Source organism: Leptolyngbya sp. FACHB-711 (assembly GCF_014695615.1).
Lineage (GTDB): Bacteria > Cyanobacteriota > Cyanobacteriia > Elainellales > Elainellaceae > Leptolyngbya_A.
Genome location: NZ_JACJOR010000062.1, coordinates 1 through 9060, shown reverse-complemented (window position 1 = coordinate 9060; position 9060 = coordinate 1). Strand labels below are relative to the sequence as shown.

10 protein-coding genes are annotated in these 9060 nt (G+C 50.9%); 7 read left to right on the top strand and 3 right to left on the bottom strand.

Going from position 1 to position 9060, the window contains the following annotated elements:
* The first annotated feature begins 42 nt into the window (after positions 1–42).
* The 3 genes from H6F80_RS01425 (at position 43) to H6F80_RS01415 (ending at position 2251) form a co-directional block, all read left to right on the top strand.
* The gene (locus tag H6F80_RS01425) at positions 43–504 is read left to right on the top strand and encodes a peptidoglycan-binding protein (protein WP_190789838.1); all 462 of its coding nucleotides are present in this window, start codon (positions 43–45) and stop codon (positions 502–504) included.
* Between the two features lie 48 nt (positions 505–552).
* The gene (locus H6F80_RS01420; protein ID WP_190789837.1) at positions 553–1740 is read left to right on the top strand and encodes an anhydro-N-acetylmuramic acid kinase; all 1188 of its coding nucleotides are present in this window, start codon (positions 553–555) and stop codon (positions 1738–1740) included.
* Positions 1741–1801: 61 nt separating this feature from the next.
* A complete protein-coding gene (locus H6F80_RS01415) occupies positions 1802–2251 on the top strand; it encodes a hypothetical protein (protein WP_190789836.1) in 450 nt (149 codons plus the stop codon).
* Positions 2252–2351: 100 nt separating this feature from the next.
* Here the strand turns inward: H6F80_RS01415 and H6F80_RS01410 are convergent, their stop codons facing one another.
* A complete protein-coding gene (locus tag H6F80_RS01410) occupies positions 2352–3518 on the bottom strand; it encodes a serine hydrolase (RefSeq protein ID WP_199296305.1) in 1167 nt (388 codons plus the stop codon).
* A gap of 416 nt (positions 3519–3934) precedes the next feature.
* On the opposite strand from H6F80_RS01410, the gene H6F80_RS01405 reads away from it, so the two are divergent.
* A complete protein-coding gene (locus H6F80_RS01405) occupies positions 3935–4138 on the top strand; it encodes a DUF4089 domain-containing protein (RefSeq protein WP_190789834.1) in 204 nt (67 codons plus the stop codon).
* Positions 4135–5535 (top strand): AtzE family amidohydrolase, encoded by a 1401-nt coding sequence (locus H6F80_RS01400; RefSeq protein ID WP_190789833.1) that lies wholly within the window; start codon positions 4135–4137, stop codon positions 5533–5535. Before H6F80_RS01405 ends, H6F80_RS01400 begins: the two co-directional genes overlap by 4 nt.
* 14 nt (positions 5536–5549) lie before the next feature.
* Here H6F80_RS01400 and H6F80_RS01395 read toward each other — a convergent pair whose 3' ends face one another.
* Positions 5550–5807, bottom strand: a complete 258-nt coding sequence (locus H6F80_RS01395; protein ID WP_190789832.1) for a hypothetical protein — start codon at positions 5805–5807, stop codon at positions 5550–5552.
* 369 nt (positions 5808–6176) lie between these two features.
* On the opposite strand from H6F80_RS01395, the gene H6F80_RS31030 reads away from it, so the two are divergent.
* Positions 6177–6611: a transposase family protein gene (locus H6F80_RS31030; protein ID WP_518523497.1), complete on the top strand. Its 435-nt coding sequence runs from the start codon at positions 6177–6179 to the stop codon at positions 6609–6611.
* An 8-nt stretch (positions 6612–6619) separates the two neighbouring features.
* On the top strand, positions 6620–7006 hold the full coding sequence (locus H6F80_RS31025; protein ID WP_518523496.1) for a transposase family protein: 387 nt from the start codon (positions 6620–6622) through the stop codon (positions 7004–7006).
* Positions 7007–7100: 94 nt separating this feature from the next.
* On the opposite strand, the gene H6F80_RS01385 is transcribed toward H6F80_RS31025, so the two are convergent.
* Positions 7101–8717 carry an NAD(P)H-quinone oxidoreductase subunit 4 gene (locus H6F80_RS01385; RefSeq protein ID WP_190789831.1) on the bottom strand — a complete coding sequence of 539 codons (1617 nt, stop codon included), beginning with the start codon at positions 8715–8717 and terminating at the stop codon, positions 7101–7103.
* Positions 8718–9060 lie beyond the last annotated feature (343 nt).

The window sequence follows — 9060 nt, the reverse complement described above, 5'->3', positions numbered from 1 at the left end:
TAGATTTGGGAATGATACAAGCAGTAAGGGGAATTTATCGCTGTGAAAGCAACAGATATGCGATTGGCAAAAGGTGATCGAGGTTCTCAGATTGGAAAGCTACAAAGGCTTTTGCGCCTGCACGGATTTAGTTTAGTCGCGCTCGATGAGTTCTTTGATGAATCGACCAACGAGGCTGTGATTCGGTTTCAGCAAGAGTACGACCTGGAGGCAAGCGGCATTGTTAATCTGGAAACCTGGAAGGCACTCCGGGAAATGCTGGTTTACTCTGTCACAGACGATTCTGAACTGTATAAAGGGATTCGTAAGCCCCTTGCAGTCATGCAGCTTCAATGGCTTCTTAGAAGGCATCGCTATCTAGATGTTGAAGTTGATGGACGATTTAGTTCTGTCACTCAAAAAGCGGTTATTGATTTTCAGTTAAAGCATAATCTTCCTGCAGATGGAATTGTAAATTCTCTCACCTGGGCAGCACTACGGAATAACTTGCAAAAAACCTCGTAAGATAAAAGCCATTCGCAGACAACTGTTTTCGCTGCGCTCTAAAGTTGCATGAGAGTGATTGGCTTGATCAGCGGTACATCGGTCGATGGAATTGATGCCGCTCTTGTCGAAGTTTCTGGAACACCGCTCAGCTTGCAGCTCGAATTATTAGCCGGGAAAACTTATCCTTATCCTAAAGCCCTGCGCCAGAAAATCCTTGCAGTTTGTGCAGGGGAACCGCTTGCGATGACAGATCTAGCTGATCTTGACGATGCGATCGCCACGCAGTTTGCCCAGGCTGCAATTGAGATTCAGCACGGCTTGCCACCAGCCGAACTGATTGGCTCCCACGGACAAACCGTTTTCCATCGCCCGCCTGCGCTCGATCCGGCTTTACCCCACCCCTCAGCCATCCAGAATTTGGGCTACAGTCTTCAGCTTGGACGAGGCGCATTGATTGCATGGCTAACAGGCGTTACGACCGTTAGTAATTTCCGGGCTGCTGATATTGCCGCTGGGGGGCAGGGCGCGCCACTCGTTCCGGCGATCGATACCGTTTTGCTGCGCCACTCAACTCGCGATCGCTGTATTCAAAATATTGGTGGCATTGGAAACGTAGCCTATTTGCCTGCGGCTGCCTCTAAGCATGCGCTAGCTCAAACAACTTACGGCTGGGATACCGGACCAGGCAATGTTTTGATTGATCTCGCTGTGCAGCAGTTTTCCAACGGTCAACAACACTACGACGTGGATGGTGCTTGGGCAGCTCAGGGCAAACCCTGTCATGCACTTGTAACTGAATGGCTGAAGCAGGATTTTTTCCAGATGCCGCCTCCAAAATCAACCGGACGTGAGCTTTTTGGGGTTGATTATCTCCAGCAATGCTTGAACGATGCTGCTGCCTACTCGCTCTCTCAGGCAGACATTTTAGCAACATTGACCGAACTCACTGCTGTGTCGATCGCTGACAGTTATCATCGGTTTCTGCCGTGCCTACCTGATGAGGTTGTTCTCTGCGGCGGCGGCAGTCGTAATTCCTACTTGAAACGGAGATTACAGGCTAATCTGGAGTCACTCTTGATTAGTACAACAGATCAGCTTAACCTGGATGCTGATTATAAAGAGGCAAGCGCATTCGCGGTACTTGCTTACTGGCGTACCCAGAGCATTCCCGGTAATCTCCCGGAAGTGACAGGAGCGCGGCAAGCCGTTCCCTTAGGGGAAATCCACATGGCATTCGCCCCAGCGCGTTATTAACATAGATTGCTGTCTGCAACTCGATCGGCAGCTGCGGGGCAGGATGATAGGAACAAATCTTGTGACTCACACGTTTTTGCTGGAATCAGGACGCTGGATATTGCAGGGCAACTGGATCGATCGCAATGCAATGCCTGTCACCGTCAAGGGAAAAATTCTGGTTGCCTGGAGCCGAGATGACTGGTTCACAATGGTCACAAAGCTCATGTTTCCTGGGGGCGATCGGGACGAGATTTCTTTTCAGTATCGCGGACGGCTCAACACAGGCGATCGACAGTACACGTTTGTGCTTCAGCACAGTTTGCTGGGACGAGTCGAAGGCGAAGGCTGGGTTGCCCCCGAATCGATCGTGCAACGCTATTGGGCATTAGGCGACAAGCGAAGACGCACCGGATTTGAGACGCTGCATCAGCTCACTCCCGATCGCTATTGCCTTTCCAGCAGCATTATGGCGGGGCATCAGCTAGACAGTACGATGGAAGCGATCGTCGAACGCCAGCCTAATCAGTAGATCGCATAGCTGTCTGATATTCGCTTTGGAATGCTACGGGAATCATTTGCAAAATTCCACTAGCCCTTTTGGTCATATCTCCTCCCGCTTAACGATCGGCTCAACGGTTCGCATCTTGCAGTCCAGCATCTTGCAGTCCAGATACCATGCTGCTGTAAAGCGTGAAGAAATGATTCTCATCGAGAGGAGCATCCGCATCATTCCAGGTTGCAGACACACAGTAGCGTTTGCCCGTCTGAGAGACTAATTCATGCGTCAGATTTAACACTCCTGGTTCCGAGCCACCTTTATACGCCACCTGCGACCATCCAGCAGGACTGATACCTGGATTGACCCTCGTTAGTAGCAGATCGGATACCTGACCTATCAAGCTGCACAGTTCACGGGCGGTAAAAAACCATTCGACATCAAGTGCAGTCGGACGATCGCTGAGACTGGTGACCTCAGGGAGGGATACTTGTACGAGTTCCGACAACAGCTGCCGTCGCTCAATTTCGTTGCCAGCTCGATAGCGCGTTAGCAGCGACGCATTTGGAGCAGCTTTGAGAACAAACGCTTCACGGGTGGTCAGAAATGGACGATTGCGCGGCGCAAATTCCTCCACTTTCTCTCGACCCACCCAGCGAATTAGCAGATCGGTTGCCGTATTGTCGCTTTGAGAAATCATCAGTGTTGCCAGGGTTTGAACGGTCAGCAGTGCGCCATCAAACCAGTTCTGTAAAATGCCGCTCGGTAAGCTTTTGTCTTGAGGCTCAAGTGCGACAACATCTGCCCAGGAGTAACGCCCTGCCTGAATTTCCTGATGTAATGCAGCCAGAATCGCAAGCTTAAAAGTAGAACCTACTGCCATCGGCTGGTCTGCATTAAGGGAGGCTAATTCAACCCCACTCCCTGTCGGGGTTTCCGTTGTTTCAACAACCAGCAGGCTTACCTGACCGGGTAGGGCTTGGAACTGTTCGATCGCATCAGGTAGGGCGATCGCATTCGAGTGAATGTCATGAAACCAAAGGCTGCTAATTTTTTCTGTTTCGTCCAGCCGAATCAGTGCCGCCAAGCTTCCCCGCTCAAACACGACTCGGTAGCCTTCTCCTTCGGACTGTAGGCTCTGAAATGTTCCTAGCTGGTTCTGCAAATCGCGGATGATTTGCTCTGGTGAAACTGGAACCTGACTTAAAAAAGAATCTGCAAACCATTGCCGCTCAATCTCAGGAGCAGTAAACAATCGCTCAAGGGCTGCTTGGGGTGAAATCTTTGGTTGTTGTGACATCATGACGGGAGCGGATGCGATAGAAAGGTGGACAGGGAACAACATCGTAGACCAGTGAATTGAGGCTGCGAGAAATTTAATCATTTGTCCTGGAAGAATGCTGCGATCGATTGCACGATGAGTGCCCGGTAGCTGAAGTGCAATTCATCGATGAATGATAGTCAGAACATTCTGAGAATAGAGCGCGCCTTGCAATGTTCGCTGCTAATAGGCGTTAGCGTTCATTCCAGAACTGCTGTTTCTGTTGACCCTTGACCTGCTTTTAGTTTCAGGCTATTTTCCTCTCATGCTAGCTCGATTGAAATTCAGCAGTTCAAAACTGATTTTCTCCTCATTCTGCTGTACCGTTGCCTGCAAGGTTAGGCTCAGCCAGCAAAGAACAATTAGCCGCAATTTTCCTTTATCGCTCACTGCTTATGACCGATCCAACCGCAAATTCTCTTGATCTGGATACCCTTGTCAGCTTGATGTCTCAACTAATCGACCTACCGATCGCTCCAGAATATCGTCCAGGGGTCATCGCAAACTTGGCGCGCACTCAGCAAATTGCTCAGTCCGTGATGGAATTTCCGATTCCCGACGAAATCGAAGTTGCCCCTATTTTTACTCCTGAACCATGACGTTTGAGTTTCAGCAAGCCGATGCGCTGACGATCGCTGATGCCGTGCGATCGGAAACTGTTTCAGCCCGGACAGTAACAGAAGCAGCCCTCGCCCAGATTGCCGCGCAGGACAGCAAGCTCAACAGTTTTACACAAGTCCTGACAGATCAAGCATTAGCCGATGCCGACGCGATCGATCGGGCAATTGCCAACGGGGGAGACCCTGGAGTGCTGGCGGGTGTCCCTTTTGCCGTCAAAAATCTGTTTGATGTCGCCGGGCTGCCGACCCTGGCAGGCTCAAAAATTAATCGAAATCGTCCTGTGGCAAGCCAGGATGCCAATGCAGTAGCGGCATTACGACGGGCAGGGGCAATCCTGTTGGGCACACTCAATATGGATGAATATGCCTATGGCTTTGTAACGGAAAATAGTCATTATGGTGCAACGCACAACCCCCATGATCTGCGCCGGGTTGCTGGAGGCTCCTCTGGGGGATCTGCGGCTGCGGTTGCTGCCGGACTGGTTCCGCTCACGCTAGGTTCCGATACCAATGGCTCAATTCGCGTTCCTGCGGCATTTTGCGGCATCTACGGGCTAAAGCCGACCTACGGTAGACTGTCCCGCGCAGGCGTTTTTCTGTTTGCCAGCAGCTTTGACCATATTGGACCCTTTGGGCGATCGGTTCGAGATATTGCAGCGGCATTTGACCTAATGCAGGGCGCAGACCCCACCGATCCTGTTTGTACGCTGCGTCCTCCCCAGGCTTGTCTGCCTCAGCTCGATCGCGGCATTGACGGCTTACGCATTGCTATCGCAGACGGCTATTTCGCTCAGGGTGGTGAACCCGAAGTCTTTGCTGCTGTGGCTCAGGTGGCTGAGGCTCTTTCGGCAACTCAGCAAGTCGCAATTCCTGAAGCACAGCGAGCCAGAGCTGCCGCTTACGTGATTACGGCTTCTGAGGGAAGCAACCTGCATTTACCCCGCTTGAAAACTTGCCCGCAGGACTTTGATCCGGCAACACGCGATCGATTTTTAGCAGGAGCAATGATTTCAAACACCTGGTATCTCCAGGCACAGCGATTTCGCCGCTGGTATCGCGATCAGGTAAGGGAAATTTTTCAAGAGGTCGATTTAATTCTTGCGCCGACTACGCCCTGCGCTGCACCCCTGATTGGTCAAGAGAAAATGGTTTTAGACGGGGTTGAAATGCTAGTTCGTCCAAATCTAGGACTCTACACACAGCCGCTTTCCTTTATTGGGCTACCGATTCTCTCGGTTCCCATTCACCGCCCTGATCAGCTTCCCGTCGGAGTGCAAATAATTGCTGCTCCCTATCAAGAGGCTCTGCTCTTAAGAGCAGCAGCGATGTTAGAAGCAAAAGGAATTACAGCCGCACCTGTTTCAATCCCGGATTAGCAGCGGGTCGGCGATTATTCTTCCTTGAGCCAAAACTTCCAGGTAGACCCGATCGCCGCACCAGCTCCTGCAAAAAAACCCATGCCCATGCCTTCCAGCTTTTTAACAACTGGGCTTTTGGTTAGACAGGAATTATCGACTGCACTACTGGTCATACACTCATTGATTTCTGCTTGACTCGCAGTTGCACCCAGCACAACGCCCATGACGCTACAGCAGAATACATAGAAGTAGAGTCGGTGGGGCTTGAGTGACTTTGATTTTCTACCCATAGATGGATGCGATAAACCTTAACAGCTTTATGTACTGTTGCTTATCTTAATCGACTTTGGCAGCCATAGAATTACTGAAATAAGATGAAGTTCATCAGATTTTAATACCTGTACTTGGTAATAACCCTGAACTCTGAGCCTTAATCTCAAGACGGGTATAATTCGCTTCGCGTTGCAATCGGGCTGCTGATCCAACGGATGAATTCGGTAAGGGTAGTTTACACCCCCCTAGCGCAGAACTCCCTATCCGAGAATCCTATTTCCATTCAGCAATGCCCTGCAATCTAAATAAATTGACAGAATAGATTAGACTTCTTGCACGAATCGAAGAGAAGAGCTGAAAGTAGATCAGCCCTACTGAAATGACTCATGCTCTACCCGCAAATCCAAACCCTCAACCCAGTTGCCTTTCGCCGGGCATGTGGAGTGAAGCGAGAAACGTTCCAAGCGATGGTTATTGTCCTCAGCCCCGACTTAAACCGACAGGGGAAGCGCGGCGGACAAAATCGCCTTAGCGTGGAAGACCAGTTGCTGATGACGTTGTATTACTGGCAACACTACCGCACCCAGTTTGACATTGGGTTAGAGTTCGGGGTGTCGGAAGCGACTGTGTGCCGCACGATTGACAAAGTAGAAGCGTTGTTGGTGAAGTCGGGACAATTTCGTCTGCCGGGCAAACGGCAACTGCGCCAAGCCGAGACGGAGTGGGAGGCGGTTGTGGTAGATGTCACAGAGGTGGCAATTGAGCGTCCCCAAAAAAACAGCGTGCCTACTAGAGCGGCAAGCACAAACGGCACACGCTGAAAGCCCAAGTGGTGATTGACCTAGCTCAGGGGCAGTTTCTCGCCGTTGCCACGGGCAAAGGTCGTACCCATGACTTGCGCTTGTTTAAGCACAGTGGCGTGCACTTGGGTGAGGGGATGCTGTGTTTAGCAGACAAGGGCTATCAAGGCATTGCTAAACTTCACGCTAACAGTATTACGCCGCAGAAGAAGCCCCGGAAACAACGCTTGAGTGATGCGGACCAACAAGCCAATCGTGCTTTAGCCCGGCTGCGGGTCAAGGTGGAGCACAGCATTCGTCGGCTGAAGCGTTTCCGCATCTTATCGGGGCGCTATCGCAATCGGCGACGGCACTTCACGCGCAGGGTGCATTTGCTCGCAGGCATCCTCAACTTTGAGCTGGCTCTCGCTTCCTGATTCGTGCAAGAAGTCTATTGATAAAGAAAAAGGGTGAACTCCTGTCCACCCTCTTACCTCATTAAGCGCAAATCATTGAATTTATCAAGAATTCCTAGTCGAGCACTCGCACTGCCTGGGTCAAATCTTTTGCTTCTGTACCAAAGACAGTTGGGGCAATGAAAGGAACGTTCACTCGAATGGGATGTTCTGCAATCAGAGGCAAACCTTGACGCGCTTCAGCAGCAACCTGCGTGGTCTTCGCATCATAGGTCTGAGTTACCAGCTTGGGATAAACCCCGATCGCAATAATTGGAATGATCAGGCAGAGCGCGATGAATGCTTCTCGTGGCTTTGCATCAGAGACCGTAATTTCAGCCATCAGGTCTTGATTTTCTGCACCATAAAAAACAGTTCGCAGCATTGATAGCAGATAAATTGGCGAGAGAATGACCCCGATCGCAGCCAGCGTCACAATCACCACCTTAAATGGAGCAGTGTAGGCATCGCTAGTGGCGAATCCCAGAAACACAGCAATTTCCCCCACAAACCCGCTCATCCCTGGTAAGGCAAGAGAAGCCATTGCGCCTGCGGTAAAAAGGGCAAAGGTTCGGGGCATTGTTTTTGCCATGCCGCCCATTTCTTGCATGTCCAGCGTATGCGTCCGCTCATAAGTCACGCCTGCCAGGAAGAATAGAGCCGCCGCAATCAGACCGTGGGAGACCATTTGCAGCATCGCGCCGCTCATCCCTAACTCGTTAAAGGAAGCAATGCCTAGCAGCACAAACCCCATGTGGGCGATCGAAGAATAGGCTAACCGCCGCTTCAAATTCGTTTGAGCAAACGCGGTCAGCGACGCATAAATAATGCTCACCACACCAAGAACGGCAAGTACCGGAGCAAAATAAACGTGAGCGTTGGCAAGAATTTCAATGTTAAAGCGAATCAGCGCATAGCCTGCCATCTTTAGCAGCACCCCCGCCAGAATCATGGAGACTGGAGCAGGAGCTTCACTGTGAGCATCAGGCAGCCAGGTGTGGAACGGAAAAATCGGCAGCTTCACGCCAAAAGCGACCAGCAGTGCGGCGTACATCACCAGCTCAAATCCGAGCGAGTAATCCTTCAGCCCCAACTCTTGCAAATTAAACGTGACAGTATCACCATAAAATGCCATTGCCAGCGCAGCGATCAGAATGAAAACTGAGCCAGTCGCCGTGTACAGAATGAATTTCGTCGAGGCATAGAGCCGTCTTTGCCCACCCCAGATTGAGATCAGTAGATAGACCGGAACGAGTTCCAACTCCCACATAACAAAGAAGAGGAGCAAATCTTGAGCCGCAAAGACGCCAATCTGGGCGCTGTACATCACCAGCATCAGGAAGTAGAACAGGCGGGGCTTACGATCGACCTTCCAAGCAGCGAAAATCGCTAGTGTTGTCACCAGTCCTGTCAAAACCACGAGCGGCATTGAGAGCCCATCGACAGCGACTGCCCAATTTAACCCAAGCTGAGGAACCCAGGAATACTGCTCGGCAAGCTGAAAGCCCGGACTGCTCAAGTCGTAGTGCTTCCAGAAAGCGTAGACAATTAGCGAAAACTCAACCAGACTCGCGCCCAGTGTGTAAGAGCGAATTGTTTTGCCGTATTTGTCTGGAATAAAGGGAATTGGCAGTGCCGCAAAGAGCGGAAACACAATCAGGAGAGTTAACCAGGGAAGTTGCATACTCGGCATGAGAGCTTACCCAAATTCAGTATTCGATGAAGTGCAGTCGATAGTGTGCAGACGATCTGCTGAGTGGCTGGCTTAGTCGAGCAACCTTCGCTCAGTCTGCGAAGTCAGGCATCTAACAGAACATGAAGCGGGAAGCTAGATGCTTGGGCACTCTCGTACTTCAGGGTTAACTTTGGGGTTAACAAAGGTGCGAGCAAAGCGCGATTGGCTGAACCAGTTAACCCGTCAATCGTAGGGATCAAGGGACTAAAAGGCTGTGACCTTACACCGCTCCCAGGAATTGCGCTTAACAGACCGGGCTGTTGCTAAGTCAGTCGAGGTTCGTAGCAGTTCGAGATTTGTA

Coding starts and splice junctions, on each gene's coding strand:
- H6F80_RS01420 (WP_190789837.1), top strand. CDS start 553: ATGAGAGTGATTGGCTTGATCAGCGGTACATCGGTCGATGGAATTGAT.
- H6F80_RS01410 (WP_199296305.1), bottom strand. CDS start 3,518: ATGTCACAACAACCAAAGATTTCACCCCAAGCAGCCCTTGAGCGATTG.
- H6F80_RS01405 (WP_190789834.1), top strand. CDS start 3,935: ATGACCGATCCAACCGCAAATTCTCTTGATCTGGATACCCTTGTCAGC.
- H6F80_RS01400 (WP_190789833.1), top strand. CDS start 4,135: ATGACGTTTGAGTTTCAGCAAGCCGATGCGCTGACGATCGCTGATGCC.
- H6F80_RS01395 (WP_190789832.1), bottom strand. CDS start 5,807: ATGGGTAGAAAATCAAAGTCACTCAAGCCCCACCGACTCTACTTCTAT.
- H6F80_RS31030 (WP_518523497.1), top strand. CDS start 6,177: ATGCTCTACCCGCAAATCCAAACCCTCAACCCAGTTGCCTTTCGCCGG.
- H6F80_RS01385 (WP_190789831.1), bottom strand. CDS start 8,717: ATGCCGAGTATGCAACTTCCCTGGTTAACTCTCCTGATTGTGTTTCCG.